This window comes from Paenibacillus sp. JNUCC-31 (assembly GCF_014844075.1).
Classification (GTDB): Bacteria; Bacillota; Bacilli; order Paenibacillales; family Paenibacillaceae; genus Paenibacillus.
In genome coordinates, this window is record NZ_CP062165.1 from 4264755 (window position 1) to 4284547 (window position 19793).

17 protein-coding genes and 1 riboswitch are annotated in these 19793 nt (G+C 49.1%); of the genes, 16 read left to right on the forward strand and 1 reads right to left on the reverse strand.

The genetic code is table 11. From position 1 onward, the window contains the following. The first annotated feature begins 286 nt into the window (after nucleotides 1–286). The 12 genes from JNUCC31_RS18585 (at nucleotide 287) to purF (ending at nucleotide 13498) form a co-directional block, all read left to right on the forward strand. On the forward strand, nucleotides 287–2416 hold the full coding sequence (locus tag JNUCC31_RS18585) for a DNA topoisomerase III (RefSeq protein ID WP_192263207.1): 2130 nt from the start codon (nucleotides 287–289) through the stop codon (nucleotides 2414–2416). 81 nt (nucleotides 2417–2497) lie between these two features. Further along, the gene (locus tag JNUCC31_RS18590; protein WP_167666131.1) at nucleotides 2498–2635 is read left to right on the forward strand and encodes a hypothetical protein; all 138 of its coding nucleotides are present in this window, start codon (nucleotides 2498–2500) and stop codon (nucleotides 2633–2635) included. 129 nt (nucleotides 2636–2764) lie between these two features. After that, the gene (locus tag JNUCC31_RS18595; protein ID WP_063568208.1) at nucleotides 2765–3028 is read left to right on the forward strand and encodes a DUF1294 domain-containing protein; all 264 of its coding nucleotides are present in this window, start codon (nucleotides 2765–2767) and stop codon (nucleotides 3026–3028) included. A 207-nt stretch (nucleotides 3029–3235) separates the two neighbouring features. Then, the gene (locus JNUCC31_RS18600; protein WP_192263209.1) at nucleotides 3236–3670 is read left to right on the forward strand and encodes a universal stress protein; all 435 of its coding nucleotides are present in this window, start codon (nucleotides 3236–3238) and stop codon (nucleotides 3668–3670) included. Nucleotides 3671–3940: 270 nt separating this feature from the next. After that, nucleotides 3941–4042: riboswitch (purine riboswitch) on the forward strand. A gap of 192 nt (nucleotides 4043–4234) precedes the next feature. Then, on the forward strand, nucleotides 4235–4720 hold the full coding sequence (gene purE, locus JNUCC31_RS18605) for a 5-(carboxyamino)imidazole ribonucleotide mutase (protein ID WP_192263211.1): 486 nt from the start codon (nucleotides 4235–4237) through the stop codon (nucleotides 4718–4720). After that, nucleotides 4717–5925, forward strand: a complete 1209-nt coding sequence (gene purK / locus JNUCC31_RS18610) for a 5-(carboxyamino)imidazole ribonucleotide synthase (RefSeq protein WP_228469089.1) — start codon at nucleotides 4717–4719, stop codon at nucleotides 5923–5925. Before purE ends, purK begins: the two co-directional genes overlap by 4 nt. Next, the gene (gene purB / locus JNUCC31_RS18615) at nucleotides 5922–7220 is read left to right on the forward strand and encodes an adenylosuccinate lyase (protein WP_192263213.1); all 1299 of its coding nucleotides are present in this window, start codon (nucleotides 5922–5924) and stop codon (nucleotides 7218–7220) included. The genes purK and purB overlap by 4 nt, the downstream gene beginning before the upstream one ends. Nucleotides 7221–7450: 230 nt before the next feature. Next, nucleotides 7451–8323, forward strand: a complete 873-nt coding sequence (locus tag JNUCC31_RS18620; RefSeq protein WP_192263215.1) for a phosphoribosylaminoimidazolesuccinocarboxamide synthase — start codon at nucleotides 7451–7453, stop codon at nucleotides 8321–8323. Nucleotides 8324–8874: 551 nt separating this feature from the next. Then, nucleotides 8875–9120 (forward strand): phosphoribosylformylglycinamidine synthase subunit PurS, encoded by a 246-nt coding sequence (gene purS / locus JNUCC31_RS18625; protein ID WP_017690695.1) that lies wholly within the window; start codon nucleotides 8875–8877, stop codon nucleotides 9118–9120. Between the two features lie 4 nt (nucleotides 9121–9124). Next, nucleotides 9125–9814 carry a phosphoribosylformylglycinamidine synthase subunit PurQ gene (gene purQ / locus JNUCC31_RS18630; RefSeq protein WP_062329968.1) on the forward strand — a complete coding sequence of 230 codons (690 nt, stop codon included), beginning with the start codon at nucleotides 9125–9127 and terminating at the stop codon, nucleotides 9812–9814. Further along, the gene (gene purL, locus JNUCC31_RS18635) at nucleotides 9792–12035 is read left to right on the forward strand and encodes a phosphoribosylformylglycinamidine synthase subunit PurL (protein WP_192263216.1); all 2244 of its coding nucleotides are present in this window, start codon (nucleotides 9792–9794) and stop codon (nucleotides 12033–12035) included. The genes purQ and purL overlap by 23 nt, the downstream gene beginning before the upstream one ends. Further along, nucleotides 12020–13498 carry an amidophosphoribosyltransferase gene (purF, locus tag JNUCC31_RS18640; protein WP_192263218.1) on the forward strand — a complete coding sequence of 493 codons (1479 nt, stop codon included), beginning with the start codon at nucleotides 12020–12022 and terminating at the stop codon, nucleotides 13496–13498. Before purL ends, purF begins: the two co-directional genes overlap by 16 nt. Before the next feature lie 460 nt (nucleotides 13499–13958). Here the strand turns inward: purF and JNUCC31_RS18650 are convergent, their stop codons facing one another. After that, the gene (locus JNUCC31_RS18650) at nucleotides 13959–14183 is read right to left on the reverse strand and encodes a hypothetical protein (protein ID WP_192263222.1); all 225 of its coding nucleotides are present in this window, start codon (nucleotides 14181–14183) and stop codon (nucleotides 13959–13961) included. Nucleotides 14184–14247: 64 nt separating this feature from the next. Between JNUCC31_RS18650 and purM the strand changes: the two genes are divergently transcribed. The 4 genes from purM to purD all read left to right on the forward strand — a co-directional run bounded on the left by purM (nucleotide 14248) and on the right by purD (nucleotide 19229). Then, entirely contained in the window at nucleotides 14248–15288 is a 1041-nt protein-coding gene (gene purM, locus JNUCC31_RS18655; RefSeq protein ID WP_192263224.1) for a phosphoribosylformylglycinamidine cyclo-ligase, read from the forward strand. Continuing rightward, entirely contained in the window at nucleotides 15288–15905 is a 618-nt protein-coding gene (gene purN, locus JNUCC31_RS18660; protein WP_192263226.1) for a phosphoribosylglycinamide formyltransferase, read from the forward strand. Before purM ends, purN begins: the two co-directional genes overlap by 1 nt. A 334-nt stretch (nucleotides 15906–16239) precedes the next feature. Continuing rightward, nucleotides 16240–17787, forward strand: coding sequence for a bifunctional phosphoribosylaminoimidazolecarboxamide formyltransferase/IMP cyclohydrolase (gene purH, locus JNUCC31_RS18665; protein WP_192263228.1), 1548 nt, complete (start codon nucleotides 16240–16242; stop codon nucleotides 17785–17787). A 176-nt stretch (nucleotides 17788–17963) separates the two neighbouring features. Next, entirely contained in the window at nucleotides 17964–19229 is a 1266-nt protein-coding gene (purD, locus tag JNUCC31_RS18670) for a phosphoribosylamine--glycine ligase (protein ID WP_192263230.1), read from the forward strand. Nucleotides 19230–19793 lie beyond the last annotated feature (564 nt).

A 19793-nucleotide genomic window follows, 5' to 3' on the forward strand; every position in this document is an offset into this window, starting at 1 on the left:
TAAGTAGATGTAAGGTATTCTTACAACACTCGTATTTATCCATGAAAACGTATACAGATTGTCTTTTCAATGTTTTTCCTGCCAAATCCTACGTATCTCATGCATAGAAGAAAATTGTCGAAGATTATTGTGTTATATTATCTAACATTAATTTGATAGAAAGATACATAAGAAGCGAGTAACGAGAGAGGAAGCAGCAAAGCTTTACCGTGAAATGTTATAATGAGAAGATGAGCTGATCAGGAAGAGAAGAGTCATAGGCTTGAAGAAGAGAGGAAGAGATAAAGTGAAAACATTGGTACTCGCAGAAAAACCATCTGTAGCACGCGAAATAGCCAGAGTGATGGGCGCGCGTGATAAACATAAAAGCTATATGGAAGGCCCAAAATATATCGTGACCTGGGCGCTTGGACATTTGGTTGGATTGGCTGAGCCAGAGGATTATGACAAGAAGTATGCAACGTGGAATCTGGAGGATTTGCCGATTCTGCCCGATCGTACCAAACTGAAGGTGCTCAAGGAGACAAACCACCAATACAAAGCGGTACAGCAGCTGATGAAACGTCAGGATGTTGGTGAACTGGTCATTGCAACGGATGCAGCGCGAGAGGGAGAATTGCTGGCTCGGTGGATTATGCAGATGGTGCAGTGGAAAAAGCCGTTCAAACGGCTGTGGATATCATCCCAGACGGACAAGGCAATCAAGGATGGGTTTGCATCGCTGAAGCCAGGCAGCCAGTTTGATCGTCTGTATGAATCGGCACGCTGCCGGGCAGAAGCGGATTGGATGATCGGGCTTAACGTAACCCGTGCATTGACGGTCCGATTTAATGCACAATTGTCAGCTGGACGGGTACAGACTCCTACACTTGGCATGATTATGGATAGGGAAAATGAGATCAACGGTTTCCGCTCGCAGGAGTATGAGACGTTAACGGCAGATTTGGGCGGTTTTCAGGCGGTATGGCGGGCTGCAGGCGGTGATTCACGCATTTTCGATCCGCAGGAGACACAAGAATTAAAAAAACGGGTCGACGGCCGCAAAGGGACGATTGCCCAAGTGAAAAAAAGCGAGAAAGTTGAGCCGCATCCGCTGGCTTATGACTTGACGGAATTACAACGGGATGCCAACCGGAAATACGGTTTTTCTGCCAAGCAAACTTCGAATGTGCTGCAACGACTATACGAACAGCACAAGCTGGTAACCTATCCGCGTACAGACAGCCGTTATCTGACTTCGGATATGACAGGTACATTGAAAGAGCGCTTGGAGAGTGTAGCGATTGGCCCTTATGCGTCGTTGGCTCGTCCGTTGTTGCGTAAAAATCTGAATATTACCAAACGTATCGTGGATGACAGCAAAGTGACGGATCACCACGCGATCATTCCAACAGAACAGACAGTTCTCCTTAATCAGTTGAATCCAGAGGAGCGAAAGCTATATGATCTCATCGTACGCCGTTTTATCAGCTTGTTCTATCCGGCGGCGAAGTACGATTCTGTGGCGATCACAGTTCAGGTGGGCACTGATTCCTTCCATGTGAAAGGCACAACGGTAAAAGAAAGCGGCTGGCGAGAAGTATACGGCGGGGATTATAGCGATGAGGATGATGATCGTGCTGACGATCCCTCAGACCATGAGCGTGCGCTTTTGCCAGAAGTAAAGCAAGGACAGTCAGTGACCGTTCAACGGTGTCATATCAAAAGTGGGCGGACGATGCCGCCTAAACGTTATACCGAAGCAGCATTACTTTCCCAAATGGAGAAGCATGGATTGGGTACGCCGGCTACACGTGCGGATATTATCGAGAAGCTGGTCAGTTCCGACACCATTGATCGTCAAGGCAACAGCATGCATCCAACAGGAAAAGGAAAGCAGTTGTTTGAACTTGCTGCCCCTCAGCTGCGTACCCCGGAGCTAACAGCCCGTTGGGAAGCTGAACTGGAGCGCATCGCACGTGGACAAGGGAAGCCTGAGCCTTTCCTGGAGAGTATACGCTTGATGGCGAAAGAGCTTGTATCTACGGTAAAAGGAAGCAAAGCCGAGTACAAGCCGCATAATGTATCCAATAGTCATTGTCCGGATTGTAATGCCCGCTTGCTGGAGAAGAAGGGCAAACGCGGCAAGTTCCTCGTGTGTCCTACAGAGGATTGCGGATATCGTCGTTCGGCAGAGAAAAGATTATCCAACCGTCGCTGTGCACAGTGTCACAAAAAGATGGAGATAAAAGAGGGTAAGGCAGGGTTATACGTGCAGTGTCTGCCTTGCGGCATAACGGAAACATTAGATAAAGACAAACAGCATGTGAATAAACGCGATCAGCAAAAGCTGGTTAAACAATATGCGAAGCAGGAGTCGATCGGTTCCAATCTGGGAGAGTTGCTGAAGGCAGCCATGGAGAAGAAGGGAGAATAAGTCCTTAGAAGAACACAAGCGGTGATGGTCGTATAAGATTCTCCTTTTTCAGGCAACGTAAGCCTAGGAGGTGATACGCAGATGCCACATAACAAACCAGAGAAGATTCATAATCAGCAGAACAAAGACAGTATTCAGGAAGAAAGTATCGCTGTACGTCCCGATAAGGCAGCTAAAAGAGTACCCAGCCTGAATGGTATTCCTAAACAGGAGTCATAGGATCAATATTCGGGCTTCATTGTTTCTAAATATCTTTGCGGTTCCCTTCTCGCGTTGATCATGTTCCTTCAGAGGACTATAATGGAGGTACAGGGAGATGTCCCGGGATAGGGGGACCGCTAAAAGGATATGCAAACCGGATTGATACTGTGGTTCTTATTTATCAACGTAGTAGGTTACCTGGTCATGTCAGATGACAAGAAGCGTGCGCAACGCCGTCGTGACCGTACACCCGAACGAACGCTCTTTCTGCTTGCCTTCATCGGTGGAGCTTTAGGAGTGTGGATTGCAATGTATCGTAAACGTCACAAAACAAAACATCCCAGCTTCACGATTGGCATTCCGTTGTTGTTGTTTCTGAATGCGGTAATCTATGGTTATTTTCTGCAATAAGATGACGGAATAAATGGATGTTAATAATTTGTGGTGATTCTTGTGAATTACTCGTAGTACTGTGTAATTATTTCCGTACGAATGGTTCACTTGGTCAAGGGACGTTTAAGGAGTTACATGAATTCTTGTATTATATTTTAATTTATTTTATGTCAGACCGAAGCTTGCTTCGAGTGTTCTACATATAAAGGAAGGGACGGGATTTTCATGTTATTCTCCAAAATACTGGTTGCTTACGACGGTTCAAAAGCTTCAAATAAAGCACTTGATCGTGCAATTGAGTTAGCCAAAGTTTCCCCGAACGCTGTACTGGATATTATTCATGCCTTTGATTTCCCACGTGTATTCATTGGAGAAGGATTGGCACCTTTGCCGCCATCAATCAATAATGACTATTATAATCTGGCAGTTCAAACCACAGATGAAGCGAAAGAGCGGGTCCAAGCCGCGGGAGTTACCGCGAACGTCGATTTGATTCAGGGTGCTGCTGCCGAGGTTCTTCTGGATTATGCCAAAGAAAACGGATCGGACATCATAATCATTGGTAGCCGCGGTCTCGGGGGAATTCGTGAATTTGTATTGGGCAGCGTCAGTCATAACGTGGTGCAGCATGCTCAGGTTCCTGTTCTTATCGTGAAATAAAAGTAGAAAAAATGATTACAAGAAATAAGCAGGAAGCCGGCTGTCTTCGATGGATTGAAGAGAAGTCGGCTTTCTTTTTTGGCCTAAACTGGATGGACTATCTCTATAATGTTCGTTATTCCCGAACATTATATTTGTCAATATGTTAAATGTTCGTCTTTAAGTTGACATTAGCTGTAGGGGATTGTTAAAATGTTAGATGTGTCGATCAGATGAAAATAAGGTCGAGTAAGAGCGAAGTGTGTAGAAGATGGAATAGAATGAATAAGATGGTTTGAAAAGATATTTGCTCGTATAACGCCGGGAATAGGGCCCGGAAGTATCTACCCGGGAACCGTAAATTTCCGGACTACGAGGAGATACGGCTGAGAGTCGCATGAATACAGATGCGGACAGCAAGCCCACTTTTGGCATGCCCAAATGCGGGATACGTATTTCTTGGAGTCCGGTGTCCGAAGAAAATGTGATGTTTTCGAGGGTAGCGGATTTTTTCATTTCATAAGGAAATGGAATGAAACAAGATACGATGAAATCAAAAAAGCTCAGACGGGAGTTGGATTATACATGTCATTGCAGGTCGCTGTAATTATGGGCAGCAAGTCAGATTGGGAAACGATGAAGCATGCGTGTGAGGTGCTGGACGAGCTCGAGATTGGATATGAGAAGAAGGTCGTATCTGCGCATCGCACACCGGATTTGATGTTTGAATATGCGGAGCAAGCGATTGGCCGCGGATTCAAGGTTATCATTGCAGGTGCGGGCGGAGCAGCACATTTGCCCGGCATGGTTGCTTCCAAAACGATGCTTCCGGTCATTGGAGTTCCTGTACAGTCCAAGGCGTTGAACGGGCTTGATTCCTTGTTGTCCATTGTTCAGATGCCTGGTGGAATCCCCGTCGCAACTGTAGCGATTGGCAAAGCAGGTGCAACGAATGCAGGATTGCTGGCAGCTCAGATCATCGGTGCTTTTGACCAGGATGTCCAACGTCGTAGTGAAGCTCGCAGAGAGCGTATTAAACAAGAAGTGCTCGAAAGCAGTGACGAAATATGAATAATACACATACAAGGGCTCTATCTGGATCGGGAGGCGAATCAGAACATGTCTTGCTTCCTGGGAAAACAACCATCGGCATTCTCGGGGGAGGGCAGCTGGGACGCATGCTGACATTAGCCGGGACAGCGATGGGTTATCGGTTTGTTACGCTTGATCCGGCAGCAGATGCACCCTGTGGACAAATTGCCGACCAGATTGAAGCTGGATATGACGACGAGAAGGCAGCGCTCGAACTGGCCCGGCAATGTGATGTAATCACGTATGAGTTCGAGAATGTAGATGCAGATGTTGCTGCATTGCTGGAGCGGGAATCCTACGTGCCTCAAGGAAGTTCATTATTGTACACGACTCAGCACCGTCTGCGTGAGAAACGAGCCATTGAAGCAGCAGGTGTGCGCGTAGCCCCCTATCGAGAAATTACAAGTAAGGATACGATGCAAGCAGCCGTAAGCGAACTTGGGGTTCCTTGTGTACTGAAGACAGTGACCGGAGGTTACGACGGTAAGGGCCAACGGGTCATTCGGGAAGCGGATCAGGCGTTAGCCGCTTATGAAGAACTGGCAGCTACCGGTGCAGAACTGGTGTTGGAGCAATTCATCAAGTTTGACTGCGAAATCTCGGTTGTCGTTGCACGGAGCACCAATGGGGAGATTAAGACATTCCCGCCTGCGGAGAACATTCATGTGAATAACATTTTGCATGCCTCGATTGTCCCAGCGAGAGTGGCTACGGAGGTGCAGATTGAAGCGCAGAAACTGGCAGCAGCCGTGGCGAAATCGATGCAAGCCGTTGGATTGCTGGCGGTGGAACTGTTTGTTGCGGCAGATGGAAGACTGTATGTGAATGAGCTGGCGCCAAGGCCGCATAATTCGGGTCACTATACAATGGAGGCCTGTGCCACATCACAATTTGAACAGCATATTCGTGCGATTTGCGGATTACCGCTTGGAGATACTTCATTATTGAGTCCGGTTGTTATGGTTAATGTGCTTGGAGAACATCTGGAAGGCATTATCGCCAGAACAGGGCAACCTGATGCAGAAGCGATAGAACTCGGTGTGATTCCCAAGCTTCACATATATGGTAAAACCGAAGCGAAGACAGGACGTAAGATGGGGCATGTGAATCTACTCTGTCAGGATGTTGAAGAAGGATTGCAATGGATTGAACAAACTAATCTTTGGAGGAATACAAATTCATGATTGAACGTTATAGCAGACCTGAAATGAGAGCCATCTGGACCGAAGAGAACAAATTCCAATCGTGGCTGGAAGTTGAAATTTGTGCATGTGAGGCGTGGGCTGAACTGGGTGTAATTCCGAAGGAAGAAGCAGCATTGCTTCGTCAGAACGCTTCTTTTGACATCGACCGCATCTATGAGATTGAAAAGGAAACACGTCATGACGTTATTGCATTTACACGTACGGTATCGGAAAGTCTGGGTGCAGAGCGGAAATGGGTCCACTACGGACTGACTTCCACGGATGTTGTTGATACTGCTTTGGGATATGTACTGCGCCAGGCAAACGAAATTTTGGAACGCGATATTGTGAACTTTATTGAAATTTTACGTGAAAAAGCGCTGACTTATCAGCACACGCCAATGATGGGACGTACACATGGGGTTCATGCGGAGCCAACAACATTTGGACTGAAAATGGCATTGTGGCATGAAGAAATGAAACGGAACCTGGAGCGTTTCCGTCATGCGGCAGATAACGTACAATACGGCAAAATCTCCGGCGCAGTCGGCACATACGCAAACATCGATCCATTCGTTGAAGAGTTTGTCTGTGAGAAACTGGGCACCAAACCTGCCCCAATCTCGACCCAGACGCTGCAGCGTGACCGTCATGCCGAATACATGGCAACCCTGGCATTGATCGCCACATCTTTGGACAAGTTCGCTACAGAAGTACGTGCACTGCAAAAGAGTGAATTCCGTGAAGTGGAAGAAGCATTTGCGAAAGGTCAAAAAGGATCTTCTGCAATGCCGCACAAACGTAACCCCATCGGCAGTGAAAACATCTCCGGTCTATCCCGCGTCATTCGCGGACATATGGTATCGGCATACGAGAACGTGACACTGTGGCACGAGCGTGATATCTCCCACTCTTCCGTAGAGCGGATTATTCTGCCGGATGCAACGATGCTGTTAAACTACATGCTGAACCGTTTTGGTAACATCGTGAAGAACTTGACCGTGTTCCCTGAAAATATGAAACGCAATATGGAGCGTACCTTCGGTGTACCATTCTCCGGTCGCGTCATGACGAAGCTGATCGACAAAGGTTTCAGCCGCGAGCAGGCTTACGATACGGTTCAACCACGTGCGATGCAGGCATGGGAAGAACAACGCCAGTTCCAGGATATCGTGAAATCCACACCGGAAATTACGGAAGTACTGAGCGAAGAGGAAATCGCAGATGCGTTCAACCCATCGTGGCACCTGAAGCATGTGGATACCATCTTTAAAAAACTCGGCTTGAACGATTAATACTTCAATAAGGCTATAGAACCGAATGATGGACTGGCAAGGAACGGAGAGGACAGAGCAAATCTGTAGAAGCAGAGCGTTCGCCTTTATCCCCGGATTTTCACTTTAAAAAAGTGGATCGAAAAATCTGGGGATAACAGCGATCGGAAGATTGTTCTGTCATCGGAGTGGAGTGTGCACCATCGCGGTTCTGTCTACAGCCTTACATCTCCTGAAAGAAGGTGAGCATCATGGCATTATCCACTGCAGCTGATCTCGTAAAAGCACCTCTGTTATATAAAGGAAAAGTACGTGAACTGTACGATCTGGGTGAACATTTTCTCATCGTGGTTACGGACCGGATTTCGGCGTTTGACTATGTGCTGGACCCAGCCGTTCCTGAGAAGGGCAATGTGCTTAATAAACTGAGCAGCTTCTGGTTTGAACTGACGGGCGACATGATGGACAACCACGTGGTGCATACCGATGTGAACCAATTGGGTGATATCCTTACGGACCCTGAACTGCTCAAGGACCGCATCATGGTGACCCGCAAAGCCGAGCGCATTGATATTGAATGTGTGGTGCGGGGATACATTACCGGGGGCGGATGGAGACAATATGAGACAAGCGGTGAAGTGAATGGGATTAAATTGCCTGTTGGACTTCGCAAAAACGCCAAGCTCGACGTTCCCATTTTCACTCCAGCAGCCAAAAACGATGTCGGTCACGACGAAGACATTCCGATGGATCGCATGAAAGAACTCGTTGGGGACGCTCTGGCGATTGAGTTACAGGAAAAGAGCCTGCGTCTCTATGAATTCGCTCGCGACTATTGCGATCAGCGCGGTATCATTCTCGCAGACTGCAAATTCGAATTCGGTATTGTTGATGGCAAAGTCATTCTGATCGATGAAATCTTCACTCCAGACGCTTCTCGCTTCTGGGCTAAAGAGAATTACGCACTCGACATCGAGATCGACAGCATGGATAAAGAGCCAGTTCGCACCTATCTGGCCGGGAGCGATTGGGACAAGAACAGTAAACCTGACCCGCTTCCACAAGAGGTTGTGGAGGCAACAACCGCAAGATACGTCGATATTTATAACCGTTTAACGAGATAATAACGTTTGAGTGAGCTACGGGAAAGTTTGGCTTTCGATCGCTGTTGCCCCCGGAATGTTTTGATTGGAATCCTTTTTTCAAAAGGAAACATTCCGGTTGCAAAGGCGAACGCTCCGCTTCTCCAGCTCAAATCTTTCCCTCCGCCAGTGTCAAACTGGGGGATGAGGCAATTAAGAGCGGTGGCTTTTCACAGGTAGGGAAGCCTGAAAAGATTACGAGAATTAAATTCATTGATTACTGAAGTAACTTAAAGACCATTCACTGGTTTCACGTAATGGTCAGTCTCGACCATTACCTACCGTGCAACGTAAAAGGTTTAAGCCTTTAAAAAACGTCGCATGGACTAGCGGAGGGCGGAATTGTTCTTAAAGGAGCAATAGCGTTCGCCTTTGTCCCCGGGTTTTGACCGCACAGCGGTTCAAAACAATCCAAAAAACCTGGGGACAACAGCGATCGGAAGAACAATCCGCCCCGGAGCAAGCTCCCAAAGTAACTTTTTTAACAGCATAAGCATTTATCCCGTTCATTACTGAGGAGGAACATAAGGATCATGATCAAAGCAACCGTATATGTCACTATTAAACAAAGCGTACTCGACCCGCAAGGCGTAGCTGTTCAAGGAGCCCTGCATTCCATGGGATTCAATGAAGTGGAAAGTGTACGGATCGGTAAAGTCATGGAACTGAACCTGGATACAACAGATCGTGCGGAAGCGGAGAAACGATTGAAAGTCATGTGTGAGAAGCTGCTGGCCAACACCGTTGTTGAAGATTACCGCTACGAATTGGAGGGTTAATCTCATGAAATTTGCAGTTCTTGTGTTCCCTGGCTCCAACTGCGACATCGACTGTTATAAAGCGGTAGAAGATGCAATTGGACAAGAGGTTGATTATGTATGGCACACGGCTACAGATCTTTCGGCTTATGATTGTATTCTGGTTCCGGGTGGTTTCTCGTATGGTGACTATCTGCGCTGCGGAGCGATTTCCCGCTTTGCACCGGTAATGAACGAGGTAGCCAAAGCTGCTGAACAAGGCAAATATATTTTGGGCATTTGCAACGGATTCCAGATCCTAACTGAAGCGGGATTGCTTCCAGGTGCATTGATCCGCAACACCTCCTTAAAATTCCGTTGTCACGATACGGTATTGAAAGTGGCAAATGCAGATACGCCATTTACGCGTGACTACGCACCTGGGGAAGAAATTATCATCCCGATTGCTCACGGTGAAGGCAACTATTATTGCGACGAGGAGACCCTTGCGAGTTTGCAAGCGAACAACCAGATCGTATTTACGTATGGCAGCAACCCGAATGGTTCCCTGGGCGATATCGCGGGGATTTGCAATGAGGGTGGTAACGTGGTCGGCATGATGCCACATCCAGAGCGCGCGGTGGACTCACTGCTCGGTTCGGAAGACGGCAAACGTATGTTTACATCTATTTTGAAAGCATGGAGGGATCGGCATGACGCAGCAGCTATCCGCTAAGGAACCGACAGCAGAACAGGTCGCAGAACATAAACTTTACGCACAAATGGGCGTATCTGACAGCGAGTATGAGCTGATCTGTGAGTTCATGGGGCGCAAGCCGAACTATACGGAAATCGGTGTATTCAGTGTCATGTGGTCCGAGCATTGCGCGTACAAAAACTCCAAGCCGTTACTGCGCCGTTTCCCTACGAGTGGGCCGCGTGTCCTGATGGGACCGGGTGAAGGTGCCGGTATCGTAGATATCGGTGACAATCAGGCGGTTGTTTTCAAAATTGAAAGCCATAACCACCCTTCCGCGGTTGAGCCTTACCAAGGTGCGGCAACAGGTGTAGGCGGCATTATCCGTGATATTTTCTCCATGGGCGCAAGACCCGTGGCGTTGCTGAATTCCCTGCGTTTTGGCAAGCTGGAGAGCGATCGCGTTAAATATTTGTTCGAGCATGTTGTAGCAGGTATTGCCGGGTACGGGAACTGTATCGGTATTCCTACCGTTGCAGGTGAAGTGATGTTTGATGAGAGCTACGAAGGCAATCCGCTGGTTAACGCCATGTGTGTGGGTCTGATTGATCATGACAAGATCCAGCGCGGCGTAGCAAAAGGTGTGGGCAACCCTGTGTATTATGTCGGACCGCCAACAGGCCGGGATGGTATTCATGGCGCTACCTTTGCATCGGTTGAACTGACGGAAGAATCGGAGTCCCAACGGACAGCGGTTCAGGTCGGTGATCCGTTTATGGAGAAACTGGTGATGGAATCTTGTCTGGAATTGATCGATACGGGAATCGTGCTCGGAATTCAGGATATGGGTGCAGCGGGTCTGACATGTTCGAGTGCAGAGATGGCAAGTAAAGCGGGTAACGGTCTGGAATTGTATTTGGATCAGGTACCACAGCGAGAAGAAGGCATGACACCTTATGAAATGATGCTATCCGAGTCTCAGGAACGTATGCTGTTCGTTGTTGAGCCGAAGGATGAAGCGCAGGCGATGGAGATCTTTGAACGTTGGGGCGTTATCTGTGCCAAAGTCGGTAAAGTAACGGATGACGGTCGTCTGAAATTGATCCACCACGGCGAAGTGGTTGGAGACATGCCGGTAACAGCACTGGTTGACGAGTGCCCTGTGTATGACAAACCTTCTTCTGTACCTGCCTACTACGAGCAAAGTGCTTCCATCGACACGCTTCGTTACGACGAAGTGTCGGATCTCGGCGGAGCGCTGAAACAAGTGCTGGCTTCACCAACAGTAGCGAGTAAAAAATGGGTTTATGATCAATACGATTACATGGTGCGTACAAGTACTGCGGTTCGTCCAGGTTCGGATGCAGCGGTTGTAACGATTCGTGGAACACGTAAGGGTCTGGCAATGACAACAGACTGTAATGGACGATATGTGTATCTTGATCCAGAAGTAGGCGGACGGATTGCTGTCAGTGAAGCTGCCCGTAACATTGTATGTTCCGGTGCAGAGCCACTCGCGATTACGGACAACCTGAACTTCGGTAACCCGGAGAAGCCGGATATTTTCTGGCAGATGGAAAAAGCAGTAGACGGTATGGCAGAAGCTTGCCGCGTGCTGGATACGCCGGTTATCGGTGGTAACGTGAGTTTGTATAACGAAAACGCCAAAGGCTCCATCTATCCAACGCCAGTCGTCGGTATGGTAGGTCTCGTTCATGACACGGATCATATCACGACACAAGCATTCAAATCCGAAGGTGATGTCATCATCCTCCTCGGTGAAACCAAAGCCGAGCTGGGCGGCAGCGAGCTGCAATACGCCGTTCATGGTCAAACAGAAGGCCGTCCGCCAGAACTGAATTTGCAAACGGAAAAAGCATTGCTCAGCACCGTGCTGGAAGCCATCCAATCCGGTCTCGTTCGCTCTGCGCATGACTTGTCTGAAGGCGGTCTGGCTGTTGCATTAGCAGAGTCCTGCATCAGCGGTAACGTGGGTGCACAAGTGAATGTGGAGACGGCATTGCGTGCAGACCATGCATTGTTCAGTGAGAGCCAATCCCGTATTTTGTTGTCCGCTTCGCCGGAGCAAGCGGGCAAGCTCGAAGCATTTGTACGTGAGCGTGGTGTACCTGTAGCTGTAATTGGACGTGTAGAAGGAAGTAACCTGACGATTGAATTGAACGGAACATCAGCCGTGAACGAACCTGTAGGAGGTTTAACTCAGGTCTGGGAGGATGCGATTCCATGTCTCATGAACTGATGACAGGACCATTGTGGACAGGTGATTATTATAACGAAGGGTCCGGCAAAGAAGGACTCGACAAATTGAAGGAAGAATGCGGCGTGTTTGGGGTGTATCGTCACCCTGACGCGGCTTCTCTTTCCTATTATGGTCTGCATGCGCTGCAGCATCGCGGGGAAGAAAGTGCAGGCATGTGTGTGAGTGACGGTACGCAGTTTAACTATCACCGCGGTATGGGACTGGTGAAAGAAGTGTTCACCAAAGACCTGATGCAGACGTTGACCGGGGATATCTCCATCGGACACGTTCGCTATTCGACCAGTGGTGACAGTAAGCTGACGAACGCACAGCCATTGGTATTCAAGTATCGTGATGGTGATCTGGCTGTAGCAACCAACGGCAACATCGTCAATGCACCAACGATCCGGCGTGAGCTGGAGCAGAGCGGGTCCATTTTCCAGACGACGAGTGATACTGAGGTTATTGCCCATCTGATCGCGAGATCATCCAAGGGATTGGTGGAAGCGGCAAAGGATGCATTCCAGCGTATTGTGGGTGGTTATGCCTTTCTGATCATGACCAACGACAAGCTGCTGGTTGCTTCTGATCCCCACGGTCTGCGACCGTTGACGATGGGCAAATTGGGAGATGCGTATTTATTCGCATCCGAGACATGTGCCCTGGAAACAATTGGTGCAGAACTGATTCGTGATATTGAACCGGGTGAACTCCTGATCTTGGATGCGGATGGTCTTCACGAAGACCGTTTCGATCATCATAAACACCGCAAGGCGTTGTGCGCGATGGAGTATATCTATTTTGCTCGTCCGGACAGCGACATGAACGGTGTCAATCAGCACGCTGCCCGTAAACGGATGGGTAGCCGGATGGCGATTGAGTCCTTTGTGGATGCCGATTTGGTAACTGGTGTACCGGATTCGAGTATTTCCGCGGCAATCGGATACGCTGAGCAAACGGGAATCCCGTATGAGATGGGTATGATCAAAAACAAATACACCGGACGTACGTTTATCCAGCCAAGCCAGGAACTGCGAGAGCAGGGTGTGAAGATGAAGCTGAGTGCCGTGCGTCGTGTGGTGGAAGGCAAACGTGTGGTCATGATTGACGACTCCATCGTACGGGGAACAACGTCCCGCCGGATCGTGAACATGCTGCGTGATGCAGGAGCAACCGAGGTCCATGTTCGTATTACATCACCACCGTTCAAAAACCCGTGTTTCTACGGTATTGATACGCCTGACAGCCGCGAATTGATCGCATCATCATTGTCGGTGGAAGAGATCTGCCGTGAGATCAACGCGGACTCCCTGGAGTTCCTCAGTCCCGATGGGCTAATTGCATCGATTCAGGGAGATAATCAGGATGACTATAAAGGCGGGCTCTGCCTTGCATGTTTTGATCATGATTACCCAACCCGGCTCGACTTCGACGGCGAAGAGAAATTCGGCTGTAGCTGCTAGTTGTAATGCCCCGCCTTGCGGAGCAACAGGGGCAAGGGCAGCCGAGCGAAGCAGCTGCCCCTGGGCATAGCCCAAGCCCTTAAGCCCCGCCTTGCGGAGCAACAGGGGCAAGGGCAGCCGAGCGAAGCAGCTGCCCCTGGGCGCAGCCCAAGCCCTTAAGCCCCGCCTTGCGGAGCAACAGGGGCAGGGGCAGCCGAGCGAAGCAGCTGCCGCCGGGCGCAGCCCGAACGCCCTTAGCCCCGCCTTGCGGAGCAACAGGGGCAAGGGCAGCCGAGCGAAGCAGCTGCCCCTGGGCATAGCCCAAGCCCTTAAGCCCCGCCTTGCGGAGCAACAGGGGCAAGGGCAGCCGAGCGAAGCAGCTGCCCCTGGGCATAGCCCAAGCCCTTAAGCCCCGCCTTGCGGAGCAACAGGGGCAAGGGCAGCCGAGCGAAGCAGCTGCCCCTGGGCATAGCCCAAGCCCTTAAGCCCCGCCTTGCGGAGCAACAGGGGCAGGGGCAGCCGAGCGAAGCAGCTGCCTCCGCGGGCTTGCCCGCAACGCAGCCGAGCGGGGTTCGCGCTGACCGATGGCCTGTGGCCAACGGAATCGGCGAACAATCCAGCGAGCACACGCACGAATCAACCATAGCAAGATCATACCAGCCACCCCTGCACCGCTTGTTTGGCGGGTGTCCAGAGGGCCTGCCAAGGTCCTATGGGGTCCTCCCGGGCGGGAGGATTTAGGAGGGGCGAAAAAAAGGAGCTGATTCCACTTGTCAGAAGCATATAAAAAGGCCGGGGTTGATATCGCGGCAGGCAATGAAGCGGTTGAACGGATGAAAAAACACGTTAAGCGTACCTTCCGTCCGGAAGTGATGACAGATCTGGGGGGCTTTGGCGCCCTGTTCGGTTTGAACAAAGATAAATATGATGAGCCGGTACTCGTATCCGGTACAGACGGCGTAGGAACCAAGCTGAAAATCGCGTTTGCCATGGATCGTCATGACACGATCGGCATCGACGCGGTAGCCATGTGTGTGAACGACATTGTTGTACAGGGAGCAGAGCCACTCTTTTTCCTGGACTACCTTGCTTGTGACAAAGTCATCCCTGAGAAGATCGAAGCGATCGTTGCGGGTATCGCGGAAGGCTGTCATCAATCCGGCTGTGCATTGATCGGCGGTGAAACGGCTGAAATGCCGGGCATGTACAGCGAAGGGGAGTACGACATTGCCGGATTTACCGTAGGAATTGTGGACAAAGCCAAGATCATCAACGGTACAACCATTGCTCCTGGTGATACTGTAATTGGGCTGGCTTCCAGCGGTGTGCATAGTAACGGGTTCTCGTTGGTACGCCGACTGCTGCTTGAAGAAGCGGGACTGGATCTCCACACTGACATAGCGGAACTGGGCGGCAAATTGGGTGATGCCCTGCTGGAACCAACGAAAATCTATGTGAAACCACTTCTGTCCCTCCTTGAAAAGGTAAAAGTAAAAGGTATGGCTCACATTACAGGTGGCGGCTTCATCGAGAATATTCCGCGCATGTTGCCAAGCAACGTAAATGTAGATATTGATTACGGCTCTTGGCCGATCCTGCCGATCTTCAACTTGCTGCAGCAAAAAGGATCTGTTTCCAATCGTGACATGTTCACCACATTTAACATGGGAGTTGGACTTGTCCTGGTGGTTAATGAAGCAGATGCAGCGGAAGCTCTGCAACAGCTGAAATCATCTGGTGAAGAAGCGTACATCATTGGCCGTGTTACTGAAGGAGATGCGCGAGTAACCTTCACGGGAGCGGATGTTTAATGGCGAACTACCGCATAGCTGTATTTGCCTCGGGTGAAGGGACTAACTTTCAGTCATTGGTCGATGCAGTACGGAACGGTGGGCTGAATGCATCCGTAGATCTGCTCGTATGTGATAAACCGTCTGCACGTGTTGTGCAGCGGGCACAGGATGCAGGCGTAGATTGTCATCTGTTTACTCCGAAAAATTATGCTTCCCGTGAAGCCTATGAGGCAGAGATCGTGGAAGTGCTTGAATCCAAAAAAATCGACTTGGTTGTTCTTGCAGGATATATGAGATTGCTGACTTCTGTTGTGGTGGATCGTTATGCAGGGCGGTTGATTAACATTCATCCGTCCTTGCTACCGGCATTTGCAGGCAAGGATGCGATTGGACAGGCACTTGACTATGGTGTGAAAGTGACGGGCGTGACTGTGCATTTCGTAGACGGAGGTATGGATACCGGCCCGATTATTGCCCAGCATCCGGTTCCCATTCTGCCAGAGGATACGCCTGAGTCAATCAGCCGTTCCATCCATGCAGCCGAACAGCAGTTATACCCTGAGGTTGTTTCCTGGTTCGCTCAAGGTCTGGTTCAATTAGACGGACGTCATGTTACTGTTAACAAACCGGTTTGATATAGTTTTAAACTGTTTCACACATTAACGGAGAGGACAGAAATAAGCTGGAGAAGCAAAGCGCTCGCCTAAAAGCTTTCTGAAAGAAAGCTACTTCGGAAGCATAGGCTTATTACTGGATTTTTACCATTGAGAAATTGTTCAAAAAAATCTAGGAATAACAGCGATCGAAAGATTATTCTGGACTCGTAGTGTTTTAGTGTGAAAATCCATTTATCAACTGTATAACAGAAGTCGAAAATTGGTACGCATTTTGTGATATTTCTCGGGAAATAAATCGGTTGTGTTTCGCCATGAAACGCGAAGCCATGGGACATTAAAGGAGGAGCATATTGTGAGTATCAAAAGAGCGCTGGTCAGCGTATGGGATAAAACAGGTATCGTGGACTTTTGCCGCGAGCTGTCGCAAATGGGTGTGGAGATTATTTCGACAGGAGGTACAAGCAGCCTCTTGTCGAAGGAAGGCGTGCCTGTCATCGGAATTTCAGATGTGACCGGATTTCCGGAGATTATGGACGGACGTGTCAAAACATTGCATCCGGCAGTTCATGGTGGCTTGCTGGCTGTTCGTGACAGCGAAGAGCACAAACGCCAAATGGAAGAGAACGGGCTGGGTTATATTGACCTCGTTGTTGTGAACCTGTATCCATTTCAGGACACCATCGCCAAGCCGGACGTAACGTATGAAGATGCGATTGAAAACATCGATATCGGTGGTCCAACTATGCTTCGTTCTGCTGCTAAAAACCATGCTTATGTTAGTGTCGTTGTAGACACCGCAGATTATGGCAAGGTGCTTGAAGAAGTTCGCAGCAATGGGGACACCACACTCGAAACACGCAAACGGCTTGCAGCAAAAGTGTTCCGCCATACAGCGGCTTACGATGCAGTTATTTCCGATTATCTCTCCAACCTGAACGGTGACCCGCTGCCAGAGCGACTGACGGTTACTTACGAGAAACTTCAAGATTTGCGCTACGGCGAAAATCCGCACCAGCAGGCGGCATTCTACCGCAAACCGCTGGCAGCCCAAGATACGTTGACAACAGCCGAGCAGTTACACGGCAAAGAATTGTCCTACAATAATATCAACGATGCAAACGCAGCCTTGCAGATCGTTAAAGAATTTGAAGAACCGGCAGTTGTGGCGGTTAAACATATGAATCCTTGCGGCGTAGGTATTGGCGAAAGCATCTATGAAGCTTATGGTAAAGCCTATGCGGCAGATCCAACTTCCATCTTTGGCGGAATCGTGGCAGCGAACCGCATTATCGACAGCGATACAGCAGCCAAACTGAGTGAAATCTTCCTGGAAATCGTGCTGGCACCTGACTTTACACAAGAAGCACTCGATATCCTGACCAAAAAGAAAAACATTCGTTTGCTCAAAACGGGTGAACTGAACGCTGCCCGCAATCGGGAGAGCCAATTCGTAGTCACTTCCATCGACGGAGGCATGATCGTGCAACAAAGCGATGTGCATTCCATCGAAGCGAGCGAGTTGAAAGTTGTTACAGATCGTGCACCATCCGAAGAAGAATTGAAACAGCTGTTGTTTGGCTGGAAAGTGGTTAAGCATGTGAAATCCAATGCGATCGTGCTCGCAGCAAACGACATGACTGTAGGTGTAGGGGCTGGGCAAATGAATCGTGTCGGCGCAGCCAAAATTGCTATTGAACAAGCAGGGGATCAAGCCAAAGGAGCCATTCTGGCATCCGATGCGTTCTTCCCAATGGGCGACACACTGGAACTCGCAGCGAAAGCTGGAGTTACGGCTGTTATTCAACCAGGTGGCTCCATCAAGGATGAAGAATCCATCAAAGTAGCGAATGAATACGGCATTGCTATGGTTTTCACTGGCGTTCGTCACTTCAAACACTAATCAACCACTATATAAAAAAATTGGTGTGAATAGAATGCGCTCGATTCGTTAGACTGGTATGCGTTGGTAAGGGGTGTCCTCCGTCATGCTCATGACTTATATGGACACCCCTCTTTTTCAGTTTATTGGCCAAGAGAACGGAATATATTCTTAATTCATGGAGGGGAACAACGCTAATGGATATTCTCGTAGTAGGCGGCGGCGGCCGGGAACATGCAATTATATGGGCACTGGCGAAAAGCCCGAAGGCTGGCAAGATTCATTGTGCTCCGGGAAATGCAGGAATTGCACAGCTCGCCGAGTGTCATCCGATTGCGGTTAATGAATTCGATAAACTGACGGAACTTGCCGTGGAGCTTAACGTGGGTCTGGTTGTTATTGGCCCAGATGATCCGCTTGCAGATGGCATTGTGGATGCTTTTGACAAGACAGGCATACCGGTATTTGGACCACGCCGTAATGCAGCAGAGATTGAGGGCAGCAAAACGTTTATGAAAGATCTGCTGCACAAATACAATATTCCGACTGCGGCCTATGAAAAATTCGATAACTACGAACAAGCTCAAGCATACCTGAATGAACAAGCTATTCCGGTTGTCATCAAGGCCGATGGGCTGGCAGCGGGTAAAGGTGTGACGGTAGCTTATTCCCGTGAAGAGGCTGATCAGGCACTCCGCAGCATTATGGTGGACAAGGTATTTGGGGAAGCAGGAGCCAAGGTCATCATCGAAGAATTCCTGGCAGGTCAGGAAATGTCGATTTTGGCTTTTGTCGATGGGGAGACCGTTCGTCCCATGGCGGCTGCACAGGATCATAAACCGGTATTCGATAACGATCAGGGGCCAAACACAGGTGGCATGGGTACGTACTCACCATTGCCTCATATCCCGGCTTCGATCATTGAAGAAGCTGTGGAGACGATCATCAAACCCACAGCCAAGGCGATGGTGTCCGAAGGGCGTCCGTTCCAAGGCGTGTTGTTTGCCGGACTGATGATCTCTCCCGATGGCAGACCCAAAACGATTGAGTTCAATGCACGTTTCGGTGATCCCGAGACACAGGTTGTGTTGCCGCGTTTGAAGAGTGATCTGCTCGATATTTTCTGGGCAACCGTGCACGGGAAATTGGCTGATATTGAGATTGAGTGGAGCGACGAAGCCGCTGTATGTGTAGTGCTTGCTTCTGGGGGATATCCTGGTCCTTATACAAAGGGAGCAGCCATTGAGGGACTGGATCAAGTTGATGAAGCCGTAGTATTCCATGCTGGAACGGCACGCAATGAAGCTGGAGAATGGGTCACCAATGGTGGGCGGATTCTGGGCGTTGTGGGTCTTGGCTCTGATATTGCTGAAGCCAGAGACAAAGCTTATGCGCAAGCGGAACGAATCCGTTTTGACGGGAAACATCAGCGTTCTGACATCGCTGCCAAAGCTTTGGTTTAACCCATTCGAATTAAATAACGTAACACAGGAGGGTCCGTGCAGATGTACACCGAAAAAGGTGTTTGCATCCTGCGGGCCCTTTTCAACGTATATATGATTATGGTATGTACTGCTGGACTGATCTTAGTCTGGATACGACAAAGTGAATTGGTGTAAATTAAAGGTCCTGAGCAGGTTTAATCCACTAAAGTAAGGGGTAGTTTTTCTATAAACGGGTCTATACTATACATGTGAACAATATCACATGAATTAACTGTAGGCACGATACAAAGCAAGACCACGTACATAAAAGTTTATTTTGTGAACACGTTTTAGAATCCATATTCCAAACCATAACGTGCAACTGGATGGTTTGGCGCAGATCATGTTATACTTTTCTGAAACAGGGATGAACAAGAGGGGAGGTGGATATCTATTGGGAAGGCGATATTGTAAACTGTCCAAATGGAGAATTTTGGTGGAGTAAATCGGGAAACCATGACAGCATGAGGGGCAACCCTGTTTTTAGTGAAGTAGTTTCTAAGTTGATTGACTTCATCCTGAATTCCTGTTTTGCAATTTTAC

Bases quoted from the DNA above. Each gene is read 5' to 3' on its own strand.
- purD (WP_192263230.1), top strand. From the start codon at position 17,964: ATGGATATTCTCGTAGTAGGCGGCGGCGGCCGGGAACATGCAATTATA.
- JNUCC31_RS18590 (WP_167666131.1), top strand. From the start codon at position 2,498: ATGCCACATAACAAACCAGAGAAGATTCATAATCAGCAGAACAAAGAC.
- purB (WP_192263213.1), top strand. From the start codon at position 5,922: ATGATTGAACGTTATAGCAGACCTGAAATGAGAGCCATCTGGACCGAA.
- purK (WP_228469089.1), top strand. From the start codon at position 4,717: ATGAATAATACACATACAAGGGCTCTATCTGGATCGGGAGGCGAATCA.
- purN (WP_192263226.1), top strand. From the start codon at position 15,288: ATGGCGAACTACCGCATAGCTGTATTTGCCTCGGGTGAAGGGACTAAC.
- JNUCC31_RS18620 (WP_192263215.1), top strand. From the start codon at position 7,451: ATGGCATTATCCACTGCAGCTGATCTCGTAAAAGCACCTCTGTTATAT.
- purS (WP_017690695.1), top strand. From the start codon at position 8,875: ATGATCAAAGCAACCGTATATGTCACTATTAAACAAAGCGTACTCGAC.
- purQ (WP_062329968.1), top strand. From the start codon at position 9,125: ATGAAATTTGCAGTTCTTGTGTTCCCTGGCTCCAACTGCGACATCGAC.
- purL (WP_192263216.1), top strand. From the start codon at position 9,792: ATGACGCAGCAGCTATCCGCTAAGGAACCGACAGCAGAACAGGTCGCA.
- purF (WP_192263218.1), top strand. From the start codon at position 12,020: ATGTCTCATGAACTGATGACAGGACCATTGTGGACAGGTGATTATTAT.
- purE (WP_192263211.1), top strand. From the start codon at position 4,235: ATGTCATTGCAGGTCGCTGTAATTATGGGCAGCAAGTCAGATTGGGAA.
- JNUCC31_RS18595 (WP_063568208.1), top strand. From the start codon at position 2,765: ATGCAAACCGGATTGATACTGTGGTTCTTATTTATCAACGTAGTAGGT.
- JNUCC31_RS18600 (WP_192263209.1), top strand. From the start codon at position 3,236: ATGTTATTCTCCAAAATACTGGTTGCTTACGACGGTTCAAAAGCTTCA.